Source organism: Pontibacter rufus (genome assembly GCF_015694705.1).
Classification (GTDB): domain Bacteria; phylum Bacteroidota; class Bacteroidia; order Cytophagales; family Hymenobacteraceae; genus Pontibacter; species Pontibacter rufus.
Genome location: NZ_JADQDR010000001.1, coordinates 518,588 through 543,532 on the forward strand (window position 1 = coordinate 518,588; position 24,945 = coordinate 543,532).

23 protein-coding genes and 1 tRNA gene are annotated in these 24,945 nt (G+C 41.5%); 6 read left to right on the plus strand and 18 right to left on the minus strand.

The window, feature by feature from the left end; all coding sequences use genetic code 11:
- Nucleotides 1-32: 32 nt before the first annotated feature.
- Nucleotides 33-638 (minus strand): WbqC family protein, encoded by a 606-nt coding sequence (locus I2I11_RS02300; RefSeq protein WP_230679836.1) that lies wholly within the window; start codon nucleotides 636-638, stop codon nucleotides 33-35.
- A 262-nt stretch (nucleotides 639-900) separates the two neighbouring features.
- On the opposite strand from I2I11_RS02300, the gene I2I11_RS02305 reads away from it, so the two are divergent.
- Nucleotides 901-1,830, plus strand: coding sequence for a lysophospholipid acyltransferase family protein (locus tag I2I11_RS02305; RefSeq protein ID WP_196266034.1), 930 nt, complete (start codon nucleotides 901-903; stop codon nucleotides 1,828-1,830).
- Between the two features lie 18 nt (nucleotides 1,831-1,848).
- Here I2I11_RS02305 and I2I11_RS02310 read toward each other — a convergent pair whose 3' ends face one another.
- Nucleotides 1,849-2,475, minus strand: coding sequence for an L-threonylcarbamoyladenylate synthase (locus I2I11_RS02310; RefSeq protein ID WP_196266035.1), 627 nt, complete (start codon nucleotides 2,473-2,475; stop codon nucleotides 1,849-1,851).
- 461 nt (nucleotides 2,476-2,936) lie between these two features.
- Here I2I11_RS02310 and mltG point away from each other — a divergent pair, with 461 nt between their 5' ends.
- The 5 genes from mltG (at nucleotide 2,937) to I2I11_RS02335 (ending at nucleotide 6,035) form a co-directional block, all read left to right on the plus strand.
- A complete protein-coding gene (gene mltG, locus I2I11_RS02315; RefSeq protein WP_196266036.1) occupies nucleotides 2,937-4,004 on the plus strand; it encodes an endolytic transglycosylase MltG in 1,068 nt (355 codons plus the stop codon).
- A 100-nt stretch (nucleotides 4,005-4,104) separates the two neighbouring features.
- Nucleotides 4,105-4,518, plus strand: coding sequence for an acyl-CoA thioesterase (locus I2I11_RS02320; protein WP_196266037.1), 414 nt, complete (start codon nucleotides 4,105-4,107; stop codon nucleotides 4,516-4,518).
- Nucleotides 4,515-5,483 carry a YihY/virulence factor BrkB family protein gene (locus I2I11_RS02325; RefSeq protein ID WP_196266038.1) on the plus strand — a complete coding sequence of 323 codons (969 nt, stop codon included), beginning with the start codon at nucleotides 4,515-4,517 and terminating at the stop codon, nucleotides 5,481-5,483. Before I2I11_RS02320 ends, I2I11_RS02325 begins: the two co-directional genes overlap by 4 nt.
- A gap of 226 nt (nucleotides 5,484-5,709) precedes the next feature.
- Nucleotides 5,710-5,865 (plus strand): hypothetical protein, encoded by a 156-nt coding sequence (locus I2I11_RS02330; protein ID WP_196266039.1) that lies wholly within the window; start codon nucleotides 5,710-5,712, stop codon nucleotides 5,863-5,865.
- A gap of 85 nt (nucleotides 5,866-5,950) precedes the next feature.
- Nucleotides 5,951-6,035 (plus strand) — tRNA-Ser (locus tag I2I11_RS02335).
- Here the strand turns inward: I2I11_RS02335 and I2I11_RS02340 are convergent.
- From I2I11_RS02340 to I2I11_RS02415, 16 genes are all read right to left on the minus strand, one after another.
- On the minus strand, nucleotides 6,026-7,549 hold the full coding sequence (locus tag I2I11_RS02340) for a recombinase family protein (protein WP_196266040.1): 1,524 nt from the start codon (nucleotides 7,547-7,549) through the stop codon (nucleotides 6,026-6,028). The two genes, I2I11_RS02335 and I2I11_RS02340, sit on opposite strands and share 10 nt — an antisense overlap.
- Nucleotides 7,533-7,688 (minus strand): hypothetical protein, encoded by a 156-nt coding sequence (locus tag I2I11_RS02345; RefSeq protein ID WP_196266041.1) that lies wholly within the window; start codon nucleotides 7,686-7,688, stop codon nucleotides 7,533-7,535. The genes I2I11_RS02340 and I2I11_RS02345 overlap by 17 nt, the downstream gene beginning before the upstream one ends.
- A gap of 71 nt (nucleotides 7,689-7,759) precedes the next feature.
- Entirely contained in the window at nucleotides 7,760-8,050 is a 291-nt protein-coding gene (locus tag I2I11_RS02350; RefSeq protein ID WP_196266042.1) for a hypothetical protein, read from the minus strand.
- A 16-nt stretch (nucleotides 8,051-8,066) separates the two neighbouring features.
- Entirely contained in the window at nucleotides 8,067-8,984 is a 918-nt protein-coding gene (locus I2I11_RS02355) for a hypothetical protein (RefSeq protein WP_230679837.1), read from the minus strand.
- Between the two features lie 263 nt (nucleotides 8,985-9,247).
- Complete coding sequence (locus tag I2I11_RS02360; RefSeq protein WP_196266043.1) at nucleotides 9,248-9,835, minus strand: MT-A70 family methyltransferase; 588 nt, start codon at nucleotides 9,833-9,835, stop codon at nucleotides 9,248-9,250.
- A 41-nt stretch (nucleotides 9,836-9,876) separates the two neighbouring features.
- Nucleotides 9,877-10,719 carry a conjugative transposon protein TraN gene (traN, locus tag I2I11_RS02365; protein WP_196266044.1) on the minus strand — a complete coding sequence of 281 codons (843 nt, stop codon included), beginning with the start codon at nucleotides 10,717-10,719 and terminating at the stop codon, nucleotides 9,877-9,879.
- A gap of 51 nt (nucleotides 10,720-10,770) precedes the next feature.
- Nucleotides 10,771-12,096, minus strand: coding sequence for a conjugative transposon protein TraM (traM, locus tag I2I11_RS02370; RefSeq protein ID WP_196266045.1), 1,326 nt, complete (start codon nucleotides 12,094-12,096; stop codon nucleotides 10,771-10,773).
- Nucleotides 12,097-12,101: 5 nt separating this feature from the next.
- Nucleotides 12,102-12,599: a hypothetical protein gene (locus I2I11_RS02375; protein ID WP_196266046.1), complete on the minus strand. Its 498-nt coding sequence runs from the start codon at nucleotides 12,597-12,599 to the stop codon at nucleotides 12,102-12,104.
- 3 nt (nucleotides 12,600-12,602) lie between these two features.
- Complete coding sequence (gene traK, locus I2I11_RS02380; protein WP_196266047.1) at nucleotides 12,603-13,220, minus strand: conjugative transposon protein TraK; 618 nt, start codon at nucleotides 13,218-13,220, stop codon at nucleotides 12,603-12,605.
- A gap of 26 nt (nucleotides 13,221-13,246) precedes the next feature.
- The gene (gene traJ, locus I2I11_RS02385; protein ID WP_196266048.1) at nucleotides 13,247-14,455 is read right to left on the minus strand and encodes a conjugative transposon protein TraJ; all 1,209 of its coding nucleotides are present in this window, start codon (nucleotides 14,453-14,455) and stop codon (nucleotides 13,247-13,249) included.
- A gap of 9 nt (nucleotides 14,456-14,464) precedes the next feature.
- A complete protein-coding gene (locus tag I2I11_RS02390) occupies nucleotides 14,465-15,103 on the minus strand; it encodes a TerB family tellurite resistance protein (RefSeq protein ID WP_196266049.1) in 639 nt (212 codons plus the stop codon).
- Between the two features lies 1 nt (nucleotide 15,104).
- Nucleotides 15,105-15,752, minus strand: a complete 648-nt coding sequence (locus I2I11_RS02395) for a hypothetical protein (RefSeq protein WP_230679838.1) — start codon at nucleotides 15,750-15,752, stop codon at nucleotides 15,105-15,107.
- A 30-nt stretch (nucleotides 15,753-15,782) separates the two neighbouring features.
- Nucleotides 15,783-16,469 (minus strand): conjugal transfer protein TraI, encoded by a 687-nt coding sequence (locus tag I2I11_RS02400; RefSeq protein WP_196266050.1) that lies wholly within the window; start codon nucleotides 16,467-16,469, stop codon nucleotides 15,783-15,785.
- A gap of 11 nt (nucleotides 16,470-16,480) precedes the next feature.
- Complete coding sequence (locus tag I2I11_RS02405; RefSeq protein WP_196266051.1) at nucleotides 16,481-18,952, minus strand: TraG family conjugative transposon ATPase; 2,472 nt, start codon at nucleotides 18,950-18,952, stop codon at nucleotides 16,481-16,483.
- Nucleotides 18,953-18,982: 30 nt separating this feature from the next.
- Nucleotides 18,983-19,336 carry a DUF4133 domain-containing protein gene (locus tag I2I11_RS02410; RefSeq protein WP_196266052.1) on the minus strand — a complete coding sequence of 118 codons (354 nt, stop codon included), beginning with the start codon at nucleotides 19,334-19,336 and terminating at the stop codon, nucleotides 18,983-18,985.
- Between the two features lie 10 nt (nucleotides 19,337-19,346).
- Complete coding sequence (locus I2I11_RS02415; RefSeq protein WP_196266053.1) at nucleotides 19,347-24,944, minus strand: helicase-related protein; 5,598 nt, start codon at nucleotides 24,942-24,944, stop codon at nucleotides 19,347-19,349.
- Between the last annotated feature and the right edge of the window lies 1 nt (nucleotide 24,945).

Genomic DNA, 24,945 nt, shown 5'->3' on the forward strand with positions numbered 1-24,945 from the left:
TACCGCATAAATGTTCAGCATTGGACTGGCCTTTACTGTAAGTATGATACCGATGCGGGCCCCTGCGTAAACAACAAGTCAATTATACTTAGCTCTGGTGCAAAATGTTTGCCAAACACTTGTTTGTAGGGCTTTACGTGCAAATTGTCAGGATAGATTTTAGGATGGATGCTGTTTCGTAGATCCAGCACAGCATCAGAGTATCCGGCCCGGTAATCGTCCGTAAAGTTGAGCGGCTTGTCAAGTTTTAGTAATTTAAGATAAAGCCGCAACAAATCCACGTTCAGGTCAAATAAAAATTTTGGCTGCCGGTCATACACCGCCCGGATATAGTCGCTGTAAAACTCGAAGTATGGCGCGCGGCCATAGGCTGCCTGCAAGGTACGCCAGTGCACGTTGCACCACTTCTGGCTGTAGTCTATTTCTATTTCTGTGATGCGGGTTTTGTGACGGCTGCCACCCCGAAGTATAGGCACGCTCAATGCCTGTACGCCCTGCGCTGTAAGTATATGGCAGCGGTTGCGGTAGCTCTGTTTGATATAATTTTCCCGAGCCTCCAGCAACAAACTATCTGAGCGAAAGGCGTGCCAGAAATACTGCACCGGCGGGTTATATTGTGTTTCGGTAAGGAGGATCAAATCAGGGATTAAAAGTTAGAAGTTATAAATGGTTGTCGCCTTGCTTTCGGGTGCCGTAACTACGGACGTTCCCTTTGCTAATTAATCGAAATTATTTAGAGGTGAAAAGCCTTCCCGAATACTTTGTTGTTTTGGGTGCTTGTTCTGAGTTAGGTTATCAGTCACGTGTGTTGGCGGTGCTACGATACCTGCCTGATTTCTACTTCATAATTCGTAATTTTTAATTCCAATAGATCATACCTTTACGGCTGATTTGTTCCGGATGAATAAAAGTATAAACATACCGCCGCAGTACTATCCGCTCTGGTACCTACTGAAAGGCCTTTCTTTGCTGCCGCTTCCGGTGCTTTATGTACTGTCAGACTTCTTGTACGTGCTGGTATACTATGTAATCAGGTACCGCAAACAGGTCGTGCTGCTTAACCTGCGCAAAGCATTCCCGGAAATGGACGAGCAGGAGAGACAGCAGGTGGCCAGGGATTTTTACCGGCAGTTTATGGATGTGGTGGTAGAAATACTGAAGCTCCGCACCATGCACAGGGACGAGATGCGCCGCCGCATTGTTTTCGCAAACCAGGAACTGCTGGATGATTTTGTGCGGCAGGGCAAGACCGTTATCACCATGGGGTCGCACTCCTGTAACTGGGAATGGGTGCTCTCGGCCGGGGCCGTTCAGTTCGGTTTCCCGGCAGAAGGTATTTACAAACCGCTGAACAACCCTTTTTTCGAAGCTTTTATGCTGGAAACGCGCAGCCGCCTGGGCGCAAGGCTTATCAAAATGAAAGATACCCTGCGCGATTTTGCCGCAAAACGCCAGGTGCCCCGCGTAGTAGCCATGCTGTCGGACCAAACGCCCATGCGCCACGAGATCACCTTCTGGACGCAGTTTATGCACCAGGATACGCCTTTTTATGAAGGCGCTGAAAAACTCGCAAAGCGGTTTGGCTGTCCCGTGCTTTTCCTTGATACGAAACGCACCAGCCGGGGGCATTATACTTTAACTTTCGAACTGATTTCTGATGGCTCGCCACCTGTGGACGCAACTGCCGCGAACGAACATTTTATTACAGAATCCTTTGCCCGGAAACTGGAAGCCGCCATCCGCCGCGCTCCCGCCAATTACCTCTGGACGCACAAACGCTGGAAACATCGCCGTGAAGCGGCGAGTTCCGGGTTCCATGTTGAAGAATAACTCGGAACCCGGAATTAATCAAAGGTACTGCTCAATATCGCCGGCGCCTTCGCGCAGCACTTCAAAGTTGTTGGCGGTATCCACTACTGTGGAGGCTACGTTGTTGCCATAACCGGCATCAATTACGGCATCTACCAGGTGCTTATACTTTTCATAAATGAGTTCGGGATCGGTGCTATACTCAATCACCTCGTCGTCGTCGCGGATAGAGGTAGAGAGAATGGGATTGCCCAGCTCCCGCACCAGCGCCAGCACAATGTTATTGTCAGGCACGCGTATGCCGACGGTTTTCTTTTTGCTGCCTGCATACTTTGGCACTTTGCTGCTGGCCTCCAGCACAAACGTAAACGGCCCCGGCAGCGCCTTCTTCATCACTTTATAAACCGAAGTTTCAATCCTGGCATAGTCGGAAATGTGCGTCAGGTCGGAGCAGATGAAGGAAAGGTTTACCTTATCGGCTTTTACGCCTTTTATCTGGCACACGCGCTCCACCGCCCGCGTGTTGTGTATGTCGCAGCCAATGCCGTAAATGGTATCGGTAGGATAAATAATCACGCCGCCGTTGCGCAGAATCTCCACAGCCTCTCTTATTTTCTTTTCCTGCGGATTATCGGGATGAATGTGTATAAAAGCTGCATTACTCATTTTTATACCTGTTTTTAAATGAAAGTGTAAATTATGTAAACGGACAAAGGAAAGTATGACAAGTGCTAAATAGCTGGAGGATTTTGAAAATGACTGTCTTACAAGTAAAAGAACGTAAGTAGCAATACGTCAGACACATGGCCTTAATTCTTGTTTATACTTCATAAGCGGTCTTTTATACCTCATGATTATAATATTTATTTTGTGCTGGTGCCTGGTTGAAACTGAAGTATAAATTAAACATACTTGTTTATAGCCGGAAGCGTTGCGGAGATGACGTAAGCAGGGAAAGCTTTTGCCGGAAAAGAAGTTTGTAAGTGTCTAAAGCAGCCTGTACCTGCAGGCAGATCAACAATTTAAGCATGCAATGGTTTAACAATGCAGCAATTAGTGTTATTTTTGCCCTCTGAAAAACTAAGGCCAGGGAACCATAACCCGCTTCTGCGCCTTTTATCAGCATTATGGCTAAACAAGTAACCACCCGAAGAAAAAGAAAAGAGAGCAGCATTCTGTGGCCCGTGCTGATTTCCCTGTTCCTGTTCCTGTTTGTAAGCTTTTCCTATTATGCTTATCAGATTGTGTATACCTCCAACGTAGACACCAAAGGCCAGGACACTTATGTATACATCCCGAAAGGCGCCACTTTCCTGCAGGCCATGGACTCTGTGGAAGCATCAGGCGTAGTAGTAGACAAGCTCTCGATGCGTTTTATGGCCAAGCTCATGGACTATGACAAGGCGGTGAAGCCCGGCCGCTACCAGCTGGTAAATGGCTGGACCAACAGGCAACTGATTGGAGCCTTGCGTTCCGGTGAGCAAACGCCCGTGAAGCTTACCTTTAACAACATCCGGCTGCGCAGCCAGCTGGCCGAGAAACTGGCCGCGGAGGTAGAACCCAGCGCCGCTGCTATCGACAGCCTGCTGAACGACCAGGCCTACCTGGCTTCCCTGGGTTTCGATACCACCACCATCGTAAGTATGTTTATCCCAAACACCTACGAAGTATACTGGACTGTTACAGCGCCCGAACTGATGGAGCGCATGAAAACCGAGTATGACAAGTTCTGGACGCCGGAGCGAAAGGCCAAGGCCGAGCGACTGGGGCTCTCGCAGAAAGAGGTGAGCACGCTGGCCTCTATTGTGCAGGCCGAAACCATTAAAAACGATGAGAAACCGCGTGTGGCCGGCGTATACCTTAACCGGCTGAAACGCGGCATGCTGTTGCAGGCCGACCCCACGGTGGTATTTGCCGTCCGCGATTTCACCATCCGCCGTGTACTTAACTCACACCTCAGGTTCGACTCACCTTACAATACCTACAAGTATAAAGGTTTGCCGCCGGGGCCTATCAACGTACCAAACATCTCCAGCATTGATGCCGTTCTTAACCCGCAGGAGCATAATTATATATACTTCTGCGCAAAAGAAGACTTTTCCGGCTACCACAACTTTGCTGCTACCGAGCGGGAGCACATCAATAATGCCCGCCGCTACCAGCGCGCCCTTAACGAGCGGAAGATAATGAAGTAACTCACTTGGGCAAAAGACTGTTAGACAAAGGACAAAAGAAAAATAAGTATAACCTTTAGTCTTTTGTATTTTATCAAATCATCCTTTGTCAAAATAAGCCATGTTTGAATCAGAAGTACAGCTACGCGTGCGCTACGCCGAAACCGACCAGATGGGCTACGTATACTATGGCAACTATGCGGCCTATTACGAAGTGGCCCGTACCGAGGTATTCCGCCGCCTTGGCATACATTATAAAGAGATGGAGGCTGCCGGCACGATGATGCCGGTGCTGGAACTGAAATGCAGGTATATCCGCCCGGCTAAGTATGATGATTTACTCACTATCAAACTGTTACTTAAGCATAAACCCACGGGCTCACGTATATTATTTGCATATGAAGTATACAACGAGGAGCAGATGCTGCTGAATGTAGGTGAAACCACGATGGTGTTTGTGAACATGCAATCCGGCAGGCCGACAGCTATACCGGCTCTGATACACGAAAAGTTAGACAGCTATTTTAGCGAATGAGGCTGAACCAGCAATACCTGAGGCGCAGGCGCGCATACCGCAAGTTTATTGTGTTCCTGAAGAGGTGGCGCTTTAACAATGGCCGGTCTTCGGTATACGATGTGGTAGATGTGCTGATAGGGGAGTTGCGGCTGGATTCTGTTACCACGCGGGCGGCACACATGGCTTTTAACTTTACGCTGGCCACCTTTCCCACCATTATCTTCCTGTTTACGCTTATTCCCTACATCCCCAGCGTGCTCAACCTCGACTTGAGCCAGAGCATCCTTAACTTCATCGCCGATTTTATGCCCAAGGAGATGTACACTGTGGCTTACGGCACCATCGAAGACATCGTAAACAAGCCGCGTGGCGGCCTGCTCTCGTTCGGTTTTCTGTTTGCACTGATACTTTCCACCAACGGCATCATGTCGCTGATGGATGCCTTCGACAAAAAGTACCATACTTTTTACAAGCGCACTTACCTCAAAAAACGCGTTATCGCCACCATTCTGACACTTGCCCTGGCGGCTATTCTGCTGGTGGCGGTGTTCACTATTTTCTTCGGGCAATGGATTCTGGATGTGTTGGTATACTACGAGGTCGTGACGGAGAGCTATACTTATACTCTGGTGGTCATACTGAAGTATGTCGCTGTAATCTTGCTGTTCTTGCTGGCCACTTCACTTATTTATTATTATGTGCCGGCCGTGGAAGATAAGTGGCCGTTTGTATCGGCAGGTGCGGTGGTAGCAACAGGTCTTATCTTTGTGGTTTCCTTCCTGTTTTCGCTTTATATCAGCGCCTTCGACAGTTATAACAAATTTTATGGCTCCATCGGCGCTTTAATCGGTCTGATGATCTGGCTCGACTTTATCTGTATGATCCTTATACTTGGGTTCGAGATCAACGTGAGCGTAGATTCAGTAACTAAGCGCCTGGTACGCCAGAACATAGAGGAAAAGGTTGTAAAAGTGGCTTCCTGAGCTTTCTTTTATAGATAAATCATAGTTTATACTGCAACTCCCTTAAACGATGGACCAGTTCTAAAACCCATCGCTGCAGCAATTTTACCACGGCACTGTAAACACTTTTCGGTGCAGTTATCAGCTATTATGGGCAGCGTTGCCGCCATCATCTGCTTCGATACATCTTACAATAAGCAGCATCGCCACCTGTACCTGGGCGAGCCCGGACAAAAACGAAACCGCTATGCCGGATTTCTTGCCGCTCTTCAAACAGTTGAAAGCGAAGCAGCACCAGTGGTTTGTGAATAAAGAGGAGAACTACAGCATCAGTAATATAAACGGTTATCCGTTTGTGAGCACAAGTATTAGTATAACAGGCTTCAGAACCAACAGCTTATAAACAAGCGCCGAAAACCGGATAAATATTTTGGCGTATAGCTTTGATAATTCGGCGCAAGCGCATACTTTTGTACACGAATTGAAACAGAGAGTTGGCGGAGTGGTCGATCGCGGCGGTCTTGAAAACCGTTGACTGTAACAGGTCCGGGGGTTCGAATCCCTCACTCTCTGCTGGGAGGGATAATCGCAAGATTATCCCTTTTTTTTTCATAAATCAGACAACCCTTTTCTTTCATTAACAGGGAGTTATGTGAAAACATGTCCATCATTGTAGGTGTTCGATAGATGCCATCTTGATAGTATAAATTGTTGTCGAACACCATGCTTATAAATTCCCTCTTATGCACAGTATCTGCTTGAGTATATACATAACGTATATCGGTGAGCAGATTAAGATGTTTGTTCAGAATATCAAATGCCTTACCTTGATCTTTGCTTAGGCGTTCAATGGCTCCTTTCAGATTGATTATATTGTGATTATAGGTAGAATACCACCTATCATAGGTATCACGATTTATTTCGTTCTTAATCCATTTCTCCTCAACAGAAAACAGCTTTTCATGCACGTCCTCTAACTGTTGGCTTTTCTCCTTAATTTTTTTCTTGTTGCCTTCCATCTCGATTTGGATAGCAGACTTACAGCCATTCCTGATTTCTTTTACCTTACTTTCCGTTAAGCTCATTAGTTCACATGCACCCATAAACTGATCATGCGCTTTAATGGCACTGATGTTATTGTGCTTTGAGAACCTGCATTTGTAATAGTAAAAATATTTGCCGGATTTGCCCCTTGAAGGCGCACCGGATAATGGGTTACCACAATGGCATTTCAATATACCTCTTAATGGTATCTCATCATCAAGCACAGTCCTTATCTTCTCCGGCTTTTTCATTTTGCTCTGAACCATTTGCCAGGTGGTCATATCTATTATCGGTTCGTGTATTGCCGGGAAAAAGCCTCCTGGATACTCTTTATATGCTTCAACATATAACAGCCCTGCATGGACAGGATTAGACAAAACTCTTTCAATAGCCATATTGCCTTTTCTGTCAAATCCTAATTCATATGCTTTCTCTTTGATCTTGTAAAGAGGTACATCCCGTAGATATGCATCAAAAATAAACTTAACGATTTTCGCTTCCGGTTCATTCACAACTAATTGGCGCTCTTTTCGTTCTCCTTCCTTTTTATAACCGAATGGAGGGTTTTTAAACACAAACCGGCCTTCCTTGGCCTTTGCGGTATAAATCCCACCCTTCACTTTAATACTTCTATTAATATTATCCTCCTCGGCTAATAACAGTTGCAATCCTGCCCTGAAAAAACTACCAGGGGTTTCATAATCAAAAGTTATTCCTTCGGTTACACTCACTACCTGGATACTATATTTCTTCTGAAGCTTTTTTACCATACTCATAGCTTCCCCGGCATCACGGCTGAATCTATCAAGCTGATCCACAAGCAAATAATCAACGGATTTATAATGGTGGGCAATAAATTCTTGCAGCTTTATAAAATCTGGACGGTCAAAAGTCCTGGCACTTTTACCACGGTCAATAAAAGTATCTACCAATTCAACGTCGTTAAATTTTATCCATTGATCTGTATATAACTCTTGCCTTTCTATTGATCCGTTACTTTGTCCTAACTGGCTGAAGCGTAAATATCTAATCGCCCTTTTCATAGTATTCTCTTAATGTAATTGACACTATAATCTCAATAATTAAATTTACAAATTTCTTCTCTTTTTCCTGTTCAAATTCAGCATTAGTTTTCAATATCTTATCATCCGAAAGGTTGTTATTCTCACTCACTTTTTCCATCTCACACCTCCGTTTTAATAATACAAGCCCTTTACCAAGAGCTTGTATGTGTTCTAAATATTTTTTCTGACTTAAGTAAATTCAAGGATGTACACCTTACTTCCCTGATTCCGCTTAAAAGACGGTTCATACTTTATATAACCAAAATCGCTTAGATCCTTAATACTTTTATGGTATGTGCTACTCGCAGAGATCTTAGCTATACGCATAATCTCATAGCTGAATACCTGCATTGGATTTTGAAATTCATGTTCCTTCCAATATTGCAGCAGTGCCGCATAAATACCAATATGCGTGATGCTGATACGCGGGTCATTGGCAATAGCTGAAAAAAAATCAGACAATGGTTTTAAGGCTAACATGGTTACATTTCTCCGTTTAACTCATTGACTGGCTTTGTCTCTTCGTCCTTTTTTTCGATGTCTTTGGTATTTCAGGACTACCATCGTCACTACTCTGACTCTGATCTTGTTTTTTAGCATCCTGTTTTACTGAGCTGCTTTCTCCCTGAGACTGCTTGCTGCCTAAACGCTGCATATTACTGTCATAAATGTTGATGGATTTAAACTGAGGATTGGCTTCAATATAATGTTTCTGCTCACTGCCATTCTGCAGAAAGGTGACAGACTGCCTGTTGCCTTTTTGCAAAGACTCCAGGAGCCGTGTTTTATCCTGTTCATTGCCCAGCTCTTTAACGGGATGTTTCGCTAATGCACTGTTAAGGTCATACCCGTAGTTCTGATGGAACTGCTTCAACTTATAGTTGCCATTATTATCAGTTTGCTTAAAATCCATCTGTACCCAGGCATTATAAACCTGTCCCTCCTTATTCGTAAGGTCCTTATTAACTGCTCTACCGTTCATCATGTTGTAAGCTTCTTTCAAAGTGATATTATGCTCCTTATTGAGATAAAAAGTCTGATTTATGGTTTCAGGCTTATTTTCCTGTTTCAGCGCCAGATCGTACTTATTAAAGAAGTACATATCGCTCTGATCAGACTTCCTGAAGTGTAGGGTAGAAATAGTTTTATCCTTTCCAAAACTCCCCTGATGATAGAGCAGAAACTGAGGAGCTTGCTTTTGCATCTTTTCTTTTAATTCGTTTTCCAGGCCTTCACCAAAGCCGGTAAACTTTACCTGGTCACGCAGGTATTCGAAATTTTTCTGGTTCATAATAGTTGTTTTTGAGTTATTAAATAATTGTTGCCTTTCTATATGGTCTACCAAGGCATCCGTAAAGGCATTTCCATTCGGATTATATAGCCCGTTTGCATTGGGATTTTTTGCCTGTTTCATAGACATCGGTTCTTCAATCTGAGCTGGGCCAAGTATATCCGCAATGGATTGTGCGTAGATGACTTTAAAAGAATCATAATCACTAATGTTAATGGCGCAAAATTACCTGCTTCATCTTTGTTCTTAAAAAAGTATATTTCGCCCTTCTCTGGAATGTGCGGTAATGTATTATAAGCAACCCTGTGATTATACTGCGAAAGCTCATCTTGAATGATATTGATCAAATCATCCGGTATAATATTTTTACTTGTTGTTAATAGTGCTTACTTAGGCAGAAGTATAGAACTGCTCACCTCGTTTCCGAAGACGTCCCAACCTGTAAATTCATTGTCAGCGAATAAATCATTACAGCTTCGGGCAAATAGCTCAACACGAGGAACGTCTCCAAAAAGGCACACAATTCTTTCTCTTATTTCTGAAGGTTTCTGTGAATGATCGCCTCTTTTGCTTACCAGCACTTGTGGGACATTTCTGCAAATTCTTTTTAGTGGCTTCCCTTTAGTAAACAGAAGCACGACTTCTGCATTGGCACGGGTATAATGTCCCATTCCCATAAAAAGCTTATTATCGTTTTTATTTTGTTTTATCCAGGTAAAAGCCACAGTCTTATAAACAAATCCCCATGCTTCCGCTAATACAAGGGCATTTTGCAAACATGGAAAAGTTGCCCACATCAAAAGCACACAATTCTGTTCACAGATACCAGGTACATTGAATGCTTTTAAACTATCTATGGATTGAGTGGAATAATGACTTTCAGCAGTTCTTCCATTCCCTTTTTTGCTCCACACTTTATATGCCCAAGGTGGGTCAGCGTAGATTACATTGTATTTCTTAGCCTCACTTTTCATACTTCACAACCTTTATAGTTTACAATGTTATTATCGGAACATCAGAGCGATTGAGCTTTGATTATAGTCTTATTATGAACATCCAGTTCTAAATGCCTTCCCCCATTTTTTTCCATGAGTTGGATTGCGAGATATTTTTTATCAGGAATAGTAAATTTTGGCAAAGCAAAAACAAGGATACGCTCCGATTGCCCGGCTATAATTGAAGCGTCATTTTGAATATCCAGAGGCTTAATTTCAATTTCCTGTGTAGCGCTGCGTTTAGGTTTTTTCTGATCCCGAATAAAAAACCGAAGTTGGTCTATACCATAATTGATATTTGATTTATTCGTTACCTTAATCTGGTAATACATGACATCATCACGGATAAAAAGGCCATTTAACCGGAATTTTATTCCATACTTTTTATCCTTAACACCTCGCACATTCTTTTTTTCAGCAGCCACTTTTTTCGCATCTTCCTGTATTACCGCTTCGTTAGGATTGGCGGCTGAAAAGAGAGTATTATCTGCTGGTTTACCCGCTGTGCTGAATTGAAGATTGAGTACAGATGGGTTATCCGCATAGCTCAATACATAAGAATATAATTTACCATCCGCTGTGATGACGGTAAGGTTAGTTTCATTAAAACCTCGCTTACCTGCCTTAACCTGAAGGATATTTTCAACGCCTGTGGCTTTTTGTGCCAATACATCTTTACTGCCCCTGTCTACACTTTTAATGGCATAAGGAAACATCAAATTGGTTGTTTTGAAGTAGGTAATAGCTAAAGGATACGGTTCAATTACAGAAACGGTAGAGCCGTGAGCATTTTGAGAATAGGCGTTAATATTTGTAAGTACAAGAAAAATTCCTGTTATCATTACTGCACATATCGTTTTCATCTTTGGAATTTTATTAGTAAATTAATTTGTCTATTAATTTTATTAGGCGATTTAATTGAGTTGTTTTTCATCCCTAAGCAACACCTGATAACCCGCCTTTATGGTTACTTTAATTAGTTTTACTTTCTTGCTAAGCAGGCTTCTTGCAGTTTCAATACCCGCACTTGCAACTTGTGCTCCTAGTGAAGGGTCTAAAGTTGTCATACCAAAGCCTTGAAAAGCACGATCAGCAGACTGTTTGGCTACATCACGAGTAATTGCTCCAGGAATGTAAATACCATCCATTCCATCCATATCGTACACAGATAATTCTACCGGGAAAAGTGAATTTTGAAAACGGATGCTATTGATTTTAATACTAAGCCGCTCGCCGTTAAGTGATGCTGTGCCGAACAAAAAATTATCTTTCGGGATGAGTACGCCATTGATATAAATATCATTAACCAGGCGCAACTTTACCGTCGAACCGTTGACCACAGTTTGTGTTTCATGAATGACTGCTTCAATAGCGTTCTGCAAGTTATTCAGAGCAGCTATATCATTAAGAGAATAAAAAGCATTGGATTGATTGAGTATAGGTATATTACTATTATACCCTGTTTCTGCAAGATGACTATTATCTAATAAGGAAACAGTGGTTTTATTACCTGGAGCAGATACGGCGAATACCTCGCCTTTTCTGGCTTCAGAAGTTTGCCTTAATCTCTCCTGTACACGGTCAGGGTGCTGAATATCTAAGATTTTCTCCAACATACCATTGAGTTGCTGCATTTCCGGATCTTCGCCATCCGGCTGGCTCATGGTTTGCATCATTTGTTCCAGACGGTCAACATCTTCTGTGTTTATGGAAGCATTACCGCTACGGCTAATTGTTGAGTGATCCTCCGATTTAATTTCAGTTGCATTGGTATTATTAAGGACTTTATTCAATTGTTCAAGCTTTTGATACACTTTGGCTTCATTCGGGTCATTGTATGCCCCGCCACTGTATGGGGATGTTTTTAGGCCGCCGGAATTGCTATTATTTCCATATTGTGGCAGTGAGACACTATTGTCATAAACATTTCCTTCATCCGTATTTGAAGAAGTCTGATTGTTATAATAAGGGTCATTTTTCATCAGCTCTTTCATTTTAGCTGAATCGCGAGCAGCTTGCTCATAATAGCTCATTTTGTCCAGCGGCTTATCTTCTTTTAGATAAGCATCCGGTAAATTCATATTAAAGCCTTGTTGTGCCTGCTGTGCACCAGCATTACTTACTTTTCCTCCACCCATCGCCCAGAACATCAGAGTTATAAATGGCAGCACAAGTAAGGGCAGCACTATAAAAAAATTTCGCTGCCTTAAAAATTTTGGAGATTGCATTTTCTGTTCCATATTATTTACTTTTTAAATTGTGACTGATAACTATTTTCGATGAACCTAACACTGTCCATTAATCCCGGACGTGAGATTAGAATACTATCATAGACGGCTTTCCCTGTGGGTGACCGGGCGAGGCTATCCATATATTCCTTAAAGTGGTATACTTTCAGGTAATCTTCTTTACTAATAGCAGAAGATGCTGCTATCCGTTCTTCTCCTGATCGCCCGGCATACTGAGGCTTCTTAATGGATGTTACCGAAAGTGAATAGTTTTGCTTGCTGGTAAAGCTGATAGTTATCAGGTAAATACTGTAACCTCCAACTAATAAGCAGAACAAGAGGAGGGCGATAATCTTACCTTTCCCTGATAAACGTTCTGTTCTATCCTGCATCCAATCTGCCCATTTTCTCTGCCACTGTAAGCAATGGTTCACAATGCTTTTAGCTATCCTATCCTGAGCATCATTGGGAACTAAAGAGCTTGGACTTTTCTTATTTCTGAAAAAGAAGGACATAACTTAACGATTTTGTATTTTTAGATCCTTGTTTTCGATAGTTGCCCATCGCTCGATCAGAAACCCATGCGGGTTGTTATCTGACCTGGAGACGTTACGTAAATAACCTTCGGTAATCAGGCTTCTGGATACAATACTGGTTGTACGGATGATACTTTGAGTAGCGAAGCATTTAAAAGGGTAGGGATAATCATCCATATTAACTATCACGCTATCCACTTTTATCTGCTGACTGATATTTCCGGATATAATATTTGAGTAATATCCGTTTTCCTTTAAATTGTCATATTCTCTTTTGGCAGACCCGTCAGCGAGATACAATGCCTTGGTTACATTAGCTTCTATGACTTTATCATCCGGATCGAGTGTAAAGAAGAGCTGATGAAAGCTTTTTACATGATCCCTTGCTTCAACAGGTATATTTTCGTTCCGTTCTGAAGCGTAGGCTTCGAGTGCCTTGCCATTAGCCAGAATGTAAACTTTACCCTGCATTTCGGACACCAAACGGAAACTTTTATAGAGCGCAAAGCAGCAAAGTATAACAGAACCAATAATAACAATCAATGTAAAGCTTCGGATATGCCTGAAGGCAGTATCAATATTTTTCATTTGTTTGAACATGATCTTTAGATTAGAATTTTAAACCATTAGGAGTTCCCTTTTAACTTATCGCCCATATAACCAGAAGATTGATTGGATTTATCACCGAAGTAGGGCGATGATGAACCATGTCCGGCCATGCTTTGTGACAATTGGCTTGCAGCATTTCCCATTGCATCTATTGCCATACTGGTTCCACGTGTGGCGGTATTAACTGCGCTGCTGGTGGTACTGCTGAAGATACTGGTTACTCTTTGTGCTAAAGCACCTCCACCGCCTGCATGGACAATGTAATTTGCTACGGATGGAACGGTGAAGTACCCGACTATTCCAATGATCATAAAAACCAGATAAGCTATATCTGTAGAGCTGAAAAAGGTATCACCATGATCCTGAACCTGGCCAATATCCAGTACCAACATTTTTTCCTGTATTTTACCGATGATTGATCCGAAGATATTTGCTACCGGCAACCATAAGAAGATGTTGATATACCGGGCTAACCATACGGTAAGCGTATGCTGAAAGCCATCAAACACGGCAATACCAAAAACAAGCGGCCCTAATATTGAAAGGACAATTAATTGAAATGTTCGTAATGTATTAATGCAAAGTGCAGCAGCTTCAAACAGTACCCGTAGCACTTCGCTCATCCATTCCTTAACAGAATTTCGAAAGTTGTACGATGCTTTAGACATGGCGAACTGCACATCATTCCCAATACTTTCAAAAATTCCTTCCTTGGAAGGGTCAGCGCTATCATGCGTATATTTATACCACCTGTCTCTGTCGCCGTTGCCAGATTCACCTATATACATTTGCCAGGTGTTAGATTGCTTAATAGCTGCTTCTTTCTGTTTTAGCAGCATCACTATAGCTTTATCGGAACCTTTAACCATTTGAGATGTAGCAGTGACCGTTGGTTTCATTATCCCATTGATCATGGCCAGTACGGATGGAAAGATCAGCACGCAAAAGCCGATTACAAAAGGACGAAGCAAAGGATAAAAATCAATTGGCTCCGCATTCGCAATATGCCGCCATACCCTTGAAGCAATATACCATAGTGCTGCAAATCCTGCTATACCTTGTCCTACGCCTATAAGCTTGCTGCATAAAGGCATCATCTCATCATACAATTGATCCAATGTGCTCTGGAGTCCATTCATTTCATCTGCAAGGCCTTGGGCTTGCGATAACAGAGGCAAAACCATCCCCACTGCTGCAATCATCGCAGCTCTTTTCCACGTTGCCATATATTTATTTTAATTGGTTAAACCGTAAATGTTACGTAGTGCATTTACATCATTTTTGTCTTTGGCTCTTTGCACTGCGAGTACTGTTGTGTTATTGTTGAAATGTCTGAGAAACTGCACTTTGTCCTGCGTATCCATGAAGATGTCATCAATAGCTTTCAGACGTTCGCCATCTGACATGCGGAGTTTGTTTGCCGTAATGATGGTAGCCAGATCGTCCAGGTTATTGAGGCTTTGTTTAAACAGGTTATTATAAACCCTTCCTAAATAATCCAGTTCCTGCGTGGTAAAATTGTTATCCTGTTTAAAGCGGTTAAAAGCATTTTTATATTCTTTAACCAGCAGGATCTGGTAATCAATAATATCAGCCACCTTTTTGTAGTTCCTCACTGTAGGACTGACCTGCATCAGGCCGTCAAGAAAATTTTTATGCAAACTGAAATTATCTTTTGATAAATCCTTTACTGTATCATATCCAGTGCTTACAATCTGATGCCCTTTTTTCATGTCGCTCAATATTTGCTTGAATTGCGCCAGTTTTTCAACATTCAAAAGCAATTGTGCAATCTCGTCTGCCTGTGCATTAGCTTTTAAGGTGGTTCCCATTCCTGCAAGAGTTAATAGCAGGATAAAAATTATCTTTCTCATCTTATTCGTTTTTAATGCCGTTAACAGACCGGCTGATTTGAATGTCACTCTTCTCTTTGATCCTGGAATTAGCCAGTACAATAGCTTCGTTGCTGAAGCTTTGCGTAAATGAGTACTTATCCTGCATATCATTATACAAAGCATCCACTCTTTTTATCCGCTCATCATCTTTCATTTCGAACTTATTGTTTGTCGTTACTGCAATCAGTTCATCTATCGTTTTATTGCAATCCTCCAGCAACTGACTATAGACACGGTAGATATAGCTGCGCTCCTCTGAGCTTAAGGCATCGCTTTCCTGTATGCGACGGTATGTCTGTTTATAGATTTGTGCAATCTTTACCTGATAGGCAATGATGCCTGCAACCTTTTCATAATTTTTAATCTTCGGATTAACACTTTCAAGAGAATTGAAATAATCCGTATGCAGGTTAAACTCTCCGTTTTTAACATCACCGATAGCGGTTAGTCCGTCTTGTGCGATAGAATATCCTTTTTTTGCATATCCTATATAGACCTGCAAAGCATCTATCTGCTGAACCATGTATTTTTTCTGTGTCTTTTTCTGCTGAAACCACTCTTCAAAGGTTTGCGCCTTCAGGGAGCTAACAGCTATCATGAATACCATAAACATTAGGAGCTTTTTCATGTATTTACATTCTAAATGGTTTAAAGTAGACTATTGCAGGCCATAGAGCTTCTTAATCACGTCTGCATCGTTTTGCGATCTTGCCCGTTGCAGGCTTAGTATCACATTCTGCTGATTGAACCTGGTTAAATCTTCATAATTCTCATCCACCTGGTCCGCCGCTTTATTGATAATTTCAATCCGCTGGGCATCACTCATTTTAGTTTGAAAGGAGTTGATAACCAGAAAGATCAGGTCAATATTTTTGGCAGTTTCATCTAGTATGCCGGAATAAACTTTTGCCATGTAGCTGAGCTCTTTTTCTGTGAAGTGCTTATCCTGCCTGAAAAGGCTCCAGGCTCTTTGATATTCTTCAACAAGCCGTACTTGTTTTATGGTAATATCTTTTATACGCTGGTAATAGGTAATAATGGATCTTACTTTAGCCAGCTCCTCATAATAGTCTTTGTAAAGAGTGCGCTGTTTCTCTGTCCAGTCAGATATTTCATCCAGTTTTAATTTGGACATAGTGTTTTCTAACGTCTTTTGTGCATTTTGAAGCCAGATCGTTTTATTTTGCAGGCGCTGAATTTTCAAGTCAGCAGCCTTGATTACTTTTTTGACCGCTGCTTTAATAATTTCTGCAATTGCAATAGGCGTAGCATTAGTTTGCCTTGGTGATAATATGGTCAATATGCAAAAAAGCATGACTATCATAATTTTCATGTACTTTTTCATAATTCCAGTGTTTAATGGTTACCGTTAATTATATCTTTTGCCAGTGCTGCAATTCCCTTTTGAATATCACCGCCAAACCTGGTGGCATATGCCTGCACTTTTACTTTTTCCGTTTCTTCGGTGGTATATGCCAAGTACTCCTGTAAGGAAACTTCTGTCCGGTATACTTTGGAAAGCATGCCACCCAGACTGATAAAAACTTCTTTGTATTTTTTGGTAGGGTCATTGGCTTTATTTACAGATAAGATCAACGCTTTTTCCTTCTCTGTTAAGCCGAGGAGCTCCTGTATCAGATCGAATTTGTTCTGGTACTTCGACTGGTCTAAGAGTATCTTGCAATCGGAATTATTAATGATCGCTTGTTTTACAACTGGAGAAGAAATAATGTCCTCCACTTCCTGTGTTACGACAACGGCTTCGCCAAAGAATTTACGGACGGTTTTAAACAAGTACTTAATGTATTCTGCCATGCCTTCTTTGGCAATGGCTTTCCATGCTTCCTCTATTAATATCATTTTACGGACGCCTTTGAGCTTACGCATTTTGCTGATAAAGACTTCCATAATAATTATGGTGACTACAGGAAATAAGATGGGGTGATCTTTAATGTTATCCAGCTCAAACACGATAAATCGCTCGGTGAGCAGTTCTAAGTTTTCGGTTGCGTTAAGCAGGTAATCAAATTCTCCGCCCTGATAATATGGTCGAAGCACATACAAAAAGTTACCTATGTCAAAATCCTTTTCTTTTACTTTATCATTAGTCAAAACGGCTACAAATTCATTGCGCAGGAAATCGTAAAAGCTATTGAAGCAGGGAAACAATCCGGTATCCTTAGCCAGTCTTTCATAATAGAGTTGCAGCGCATTGGATAAAGCCACATACTCTGAGCGGTTAAAAGTTTCATTGTCTTTTTTCCATAAGGCCAGCAGTAGGGTTTTGATGCTTTCCTTTTTCTCGGTATCCAGGTTATCCCCTTCACCAATATAAAAAGGGTTAAAGCGGATGGGATTTTTCTCATCATAAGTGAAATAGTAACCGCCTACCATATCACATAAACCTTTATAGCTATGTCCGACATCCACTAAGACAATGTGGGTTCCCTGCTCGTAATAGCTTCTTACCATGTGATTGGTAAAGAAAGATTTGCCGCTGCCACTTGGCCCTAAAATAAATTTGTTCCGGTTAGTACAGATACCAAGTTTAACAGGTTCATCGCTGATATCCACATGCACCGGCTTCCCGGTCAGCCGATCACCGAGCCTGATCCCTACAGGGCTTAATGAAGAGCGGTAATTGGTTTCAAGGTTTAAAAAGCAAACTGCTTGTTCTGCAAACGTGTCAAACGTATCGTTCATTGGAAAATCGGCTTCATTGCCTGGAATGCCTGCCCAGAATATTTGCGGTGCACCGGCTGTTTCCTGTTTGGCTGCTGCATCCATTTGTGCCAGTGCAGAAGAAACCAGGTTTTTGATGTCCTTTAATTCCTCTTTCTTATCTGTCCAGACCAGTACATTAAAATGTGCTTTAATCGGCAGACGTTGTTGGCTAATCGCTTCATTTAAAAAATCATTCGTAGAATCTCTTGAAATGGTATTTTCACGGGAATACGCTGATAAAGACTGTAAACGCAGGCGTTTACTTTCCAGCTTCTGTAAAGTCTTTTGTGCATCTTCTATGAAAATGTATTGATTATAGATATGATTGCAGGATAAAAGCTGTCCCAAAGTAGATGCAAAACCAATACTGAACTTGGTTTTATCTGTGGAGTACCTGTCGTAGTTAATGCGTGAGCCGCACAAAGAGGGAAGATCGGCGGCATCTCCCAAAGTATAGAGCTGACAATGTTGATCACCAACCTGAATGCCCTCTTTAAATTCAATATCCTTAAACAGGAATGAATTATCTTTTTCAGATAAAGAGCAATAGCGTTCAATAAACCCTTGTTTACGAGAATGACTTTGTAATTCCTCATCCTTCAGACGAGTTAACTTTACAAAACCACTATCTTCCAATATGCGTTTAAACTGGCCTGCGCTGTCTAAGAAATCCTGCAACAATTGAGGTTTTAATGTTTGTTCAGGAGCAATGGATCGACGTAAAAGATTGGAGAATAAAGAACTGGATATTTTTCGCCCTATAGGCTTTTTTATGAGGAGGATATAACAAGTGTGCTTTAAAAAAGAGCGTTCATTAAAAAATTGATCACTGCTTCGTGAAAGAAAACTTACATCCTCGTTGCTGAAATCGGGCTGATACTTACTATCAATAAACCAATCCTGTTTATGGAACACGGTTAGTTTAGGCAATATCTTGATTGCCTTTATCCATGTTTGATGAAAGGCTTCATATTCCTGATCGGATAGACTAAATATTTCAGGCAATTCTGCCTGAAACACCAGGGTAATGTCGCCCTGTTTGGACAGAATGCAATCATGCTCCACGCCCATAATTGGTAAAATATCATTCAACTGCTTTTCCATCTTCACTTTTTACCTGCTAAAATTTATTTTCTATTTATTCCACGTATCTGAAACTTTTACTTCAGTTGTGTTTCCGAGTCTGAAAACCAACCTGCTGGTGGATTTGATTACTTTTGGCACACGCTGCCTTGCCAGTTTTTTCATCATCCCGTATTCACCATAAGTGTTGCTTAAAGCATAAATCTTCATGGTAAGCACAGTGCCTGCGATCAGGATGATGCCTATGCATATAAAAGAGTTAATCCCGATGATATACATTATGGCAAAAAGGATAAGCAGGGCAATAACGCCACCTCCGAAATACCATATGTATTGTGCTTTAAGCCCTTTAAATTCTATGGACTTGTTTATGCCTTTATTAATTTGATATACACTGTTACTCATAGCTCTTATTTTAAATTCTTAATCTGCTGCTGCGTCGCAGTCTGGATTCTTCATTAACTATATGTGATTGAACAGCTTCTTTACCGTTTACTGCCATTCCGTTTGCTTTTGCTAATACTATCTCCAAGGCTGCATTTTCCTTTGGCTGCATTTGTATTACAGGAGTTTCTGTGATGGCTGTATGTTTTCGTTCTTTATCATTAGGGTTGCCGGAGTCTATTGCACCGCTTTGCTTCATCTGGTTTTCCTGTATTTTCAGAGTTATCTCTCTTTCCAGCTTCGCCAGTTCACTTTTCATTTGTGCCAGTTCCGTTTCTTTTTCAAAGGGTTTAACCACGATCTGCTCTACCATCGGAATGTTCTTATTTAATTCTACCAATGTCTTTTCGTATTTCTCTTTAAGCGATTCTACACGGTCTATAGCATTTAAAAAATGGCGGGCAGCAAGCTTAGGATTATCTGTATTTGGATGCCCCTGGCTAAAGGTGTATTTGATACCGCTCTCAGGCCGTTCTGCATAGAGAGTATTATAATACTTATAGTTCAGCGACCCTTTTTCCTCAAATGCTTCTTTATGCTGACGGATAACTAAATCAAAACCATACAAGCTCCCTATCTTAGGGTCATCTGAAGGTTTCCAGTTTTTATACAGATTGATCAGATGCTTACCGATAGCTTCCGATTCCGCAGAATGGATGCCTTTGAGCTGGACTGGATTAGCTTTAGTGCCATCCTTCTCATAGTATAATCTGCTTTTATATAAGGTTTCATCGCTGCTAAGCTTGCCAAGTATTTTAATGGTATCATCCTTATCCGATTGCAGGGTCTCTAATTGGTATTTAGAGCGGGAAGCTTCACGATAATGCGCTATTTTAAGGCTTTCCATTACCGCAATCTTTTTCTCCAGTTTGGATTTTTCCAACAACGAGGTATCACCGGATAGAATGGCTATATATTCTGAAAAATTCATTCCACTTTTTTCATCAACAGCACCTTCATCAATGGTTCGAACATTCAGTTCACAATTCTTCATCTGGCTGATAAAGGTTTGTTTGTTCTTCAGCAGGTTGAATTTGTAATTGTCCAGTGACTGCTCTACTGCGTAGATGTAATTCTGGACTTTATTATCGTAGTGGTCTCTTGCAATGATGTTTCCCTGTCTGGCGCCCCTGCCATTGCGTTGCTCCAGTTCTGAAGGTTTCCAGGGAATATCTAAATGATGCATAGCAATGACACGCTGCTGTACATTTAAACCGGTGCCTGCCTTTTCCGTACTGCCTAATAAGATCCGTATTTGTCCGCTATTCATTTTTCGGAATAGTTCCGGTTTTTGTTTATCTGTCCAGTCATGGATGAAGGTGATTTCCTGAGCAGGTATATTAAAATCCCTAACCAGCTTTTCTTTCAGCGCATCGTAAATATTAAAGGCATCCGGTTTGGGGGTTCCGATATCACTGAAGACAATCTGTGTTCCTTTATGCTGTTGACTTTGATTATACAGTTCTGCCACCTTTCTGGCACAAACATTTACTTTATTATCGGGATGATCATCATAACTAAGACTATCTACAAGCCGCATATCAGCGGCCATTTTTTTGGCATAATTTGTAGCAATCAGCATTCGCCCTTTATCTTCTTCCCTGCTGAGGGGCATCCTGCCGATGAGTGTAGCATCGCCTGTTTTGGCAAATTGCATCAGCCTTTTAATAAACTCGCTTTGTTCCGGTGTAGGCTGAATATTAACCAATGTCTCATTCAAATCCGGTTTAGCAAGACTGATATGTTTCGCAGTTTTGTAATCGGTAATCTCGTTATAGAACAGTGCCAGTTCGGGCACCTTAATAAAATGACGAAAGCGTTCTTTCGCAATGATTTCATTAGTTACTGAAAATTCAAAGTCGGTGGTTTTCCTTGCGAAAACTGCTGCCCAGCCATCAAAGTTTTCAATATGCTGTCGTTCCATTTCCTTCGGACGGAGATATTTAAACAGCAGGTACATTTCCGTTAGGCTATTGGAAATGGGTGTACCCGATAAAAAGGTTACACACAGATCCGAATTAAATTTTTGTTGTAAAGTGCGTACTGCAAAAAGCATATTAAGCGCCTTCTGGCTGCCTTGCATATTGCCAATACCGGCAACACGGTCATGACGGGTAGTAAAAGTCAGGTTCTTAAATTTATGAGCTTCATCTACAAAAAGATGATCAACACCCATTTCCTTAAAATGAATGCCGTTATCTTTTTTCTGCTCTATATCACTCATCAGGCTTTTAAGCTTGCCCTGCAAATTGTTCTTCCGGACTTCTAGTCCTTTGAGCATCTTTTTGGATATATCACCGCCTAAATCTTTTAATGTTTCCAGATCGCGCTCTACATTATCCAGCTCCGTCTGAAATATCTCTTTTTGTACTTCGGGTGACTGTGGTATTTTACCAAACTGGTCATGTGTCAGGATGATGCAATCCCAATTATTATTTTTGATTTCATGAAATAGCCGTAAGCGTTTTGCGGGTGTAAAATCATTTTCACCCGGTGCGAGGATTCGGGCTTTAGGATAGGCTTTCCGGTATGTTTCGGTAATCTGGTTAATGTTGGCTTTCAAAGCCAGGACCATCGGCTTATTGATAATACCGAGCCTTTTCATTTCATTAGCGGCAATGATCATTGTAAGCGTTTTACCCAAACCGACTTCATGATCTACCAATGCACCTTTGTTTTGCATAATGCGCCATGCTGCATTCTTTTGAGAACTATACAGGTCCTCAATGCCCAGCTTTTGTTTATCCAGCCCTGGAAAGGTTAAATGCTTACCATCGTATTCACGCAGTACATAGCAATTGAAGGTGTTATTATAGAGGGTTTCTAAATGTTTCTTATCCGTTTCCGGTAATTGCTGTAACCAGTTAATAAAACCGTTTCGGATGGATTCAATCTTTTGGTGAGCAAGCTGGATCGCTTCATTATCCGGCAAACGAATAGTTTTGCCTTCACCTGCAGCTACCTCATAAGTAAAGAAGGGAGTTGTATTTTCAAGTGCATGTTCCAGTATGGTAGTTCCATATGTTGTCCTTCCGCTTTTAGGTGTAATGGCGTATTCCTGCGATACCTTTGCATTATAGCCAACGGTATTCACCTTAAATTTGTCCAGCGACTGAAAATAACTGATGCTGGTATTCAGCTCAAAAAGTTCCGAAGCAAAGCTGTCATAATAAGAAACTGGTATCCATCTTTCACCCAAATTGAAGTCCAGGAGTTCAAACGGAATTTTTTCAGGCTGGACTTTCGTTATGGCTTCCAGGCTTTTTTGTAAGTGAATATTAGCGGGATAAAGCTTTTGCTGTTCTTCTGCGATTCTTAATTTTTCAACTACATTACCTGATAAATACTGATCGACTGTTTCCCATTTATTGTATTGCGGATTCAGGTAAATGTGATGTTCCAGCTTAGTAATAACTTCTGCGGGTGCCAAGCCGGTAGCTGCTTCAATAAAATTGATGTCCACCTGTCCATGTTCGTTCAGGCAGCGGGCAAGTGCTTCTGTAGGATCATCGGTACGAAAAGCCTCTTGTTTTTGAATGAGGGAATGCTCTACTATATCTGCCTTGACGTAGTTTTCATTTTCTTTCCGCTCTAAGGATGAGAGAACGATAAAACCAAATGCGATGTCATTTGTGATGAGCTTCCTGTTATCCGGCCTGTTAAGCTGACCGTAATTTGCTGTAAATTGTTCGTAGCTGTCTTTTAGCCGGTTTCTCAATTGAGGATATTCCACCTGCTGAGTAGATTCCTTTTCTACCAGTTCCAGGTAGTTATCCCTGAGAGAAAGATATTTTTCGTAGAAATTTCTATGGTTTTGGGTAAACGATAAAGCTTCAAAAGTGGCCTGTTTAAAATCTGCATCTATATTTCTGATACTGCCAATCTTTCCATGAAGGATAACCAGCGACCCTTCTTTATGAAAGGATTTCATATCTGTGAATAACTGCGGAGCTTCCCGTTCTAATCCAAAGGCAGATTGGAGGCTTTTATCTCCTTCATAGATGTAATCGTATCCGAATTGCTGAAGCTGATAAGAGAGCCCTTTTAACTCGTGGCTCATAGCCGATGCATTACTCCAATTAACCGTAAAATTGAGTTCTTCTATATTGGAATAGAGCTTGTACAAATACTGTTTTACAGATGTGGCCTTAGCTGCAACCAGCACAATGCTTTCATGTTCCGGTTTGGCGGTTGTTTTAACCGTACTGATGATTCTTGCGCTTTGCTTTTCTATTACAGTTACATCCAGGTTATTGATGTAGGCCATCGCACGGTTAATGTTTTCGGCGGGTGTGCTGTCAAATAATCCCAACTGGACATTTACTGTTTCGGATTTGTTTTCCGGCATCGGTAAGAATGTCATTTTCTTGCCTTCTGTAACCGTTTCAAAAGCCGCTGATAATTGGGCATTTTGAAACTGGTTTTTGTTGAAACGAATAGCAAAGCCTTCGACAATTGTCTCAGTTATCTTTTCAGCAATGGCATCGATATCGCCATGTTGCCAAACAGTTTGATTGGCATTGCCATACTGGTTCTTTCCTGCTTTTATTTCATCTCCGGCAATAAGTTCAGGATGCTGGTATACATATTTATTGAGATGATATTTCCCAAATTCATTTTCCTGGTTTACTGTATCTACTAAAAGTTTTTCCTCAATAGATAGATCCTGTTTTGACAGGTTCTTTTGAACGATCAGCAGGTGGCTTGGTGCTTCAGTATTACCGGTAGCCTTCATCAGGTTATCCGGCATCACATTCAGGCTTATAAAGTCTGCCCGGTTAAATAAATATTCCCTTGTCGGTTTATTAGAAGGGTTATTCAAAAATCCATCGGTTGTGATATAGGCTAATAAGCCGCCATCATCAATCTTATCCAGCCCTTTGGCAAAAAAGTAATTATGTATTTTCCCGGACAGTTCCTTATCGGGGAAAGCTTCATCATACACGGAAAAGTTTCCGAAAGGAATATTGCTTACAATGAGGTCATACTTGCCATTGTCATTTACCGGAGCTTCCTCAAAGCCTGTTATATGGACATTTACGGGTACATCCAATGTGCTGCTTAATGCCTGTACCACACGTCCGGTCAACAGGTCTTTTTCTACTGCGGTTATTTGTTGCAGATCCGGAAATAGTTTGGCAGCTTCAGTAAAAAACACACCTGCACCTGCACTGGGTTCATAAATTCGGCGGGGATTGATATTATGTTCCTTTAAAGCCTGATACAAAGTCTTAGGTACAACATCCGGTGTATAGAAGGCTGTTAATACACTGTTCTTAATGGAACCGACAACTTCTTTATACTGCTTTTCATTAAAATGTTGTTTGATAAGATCATGCAATTCCATGACCTTATCATGTAAGCGGAGGTCGCTATCAGTTGCATTCAATTTTATCCATTCGTCTTTTTTAGCAGCAGGATATAGCATCGCCTTGATGCCGCCAAAGCCGGAATAGTTTTTTAGCGTATCCGTTTGTTCATGTGATAAGGTTTTACCCTTTTCCCATTCTAAAGCAATACGGATTGCCGCTATATTATCGTTTAATTTTTGCAATAGATTGTAAGCCATA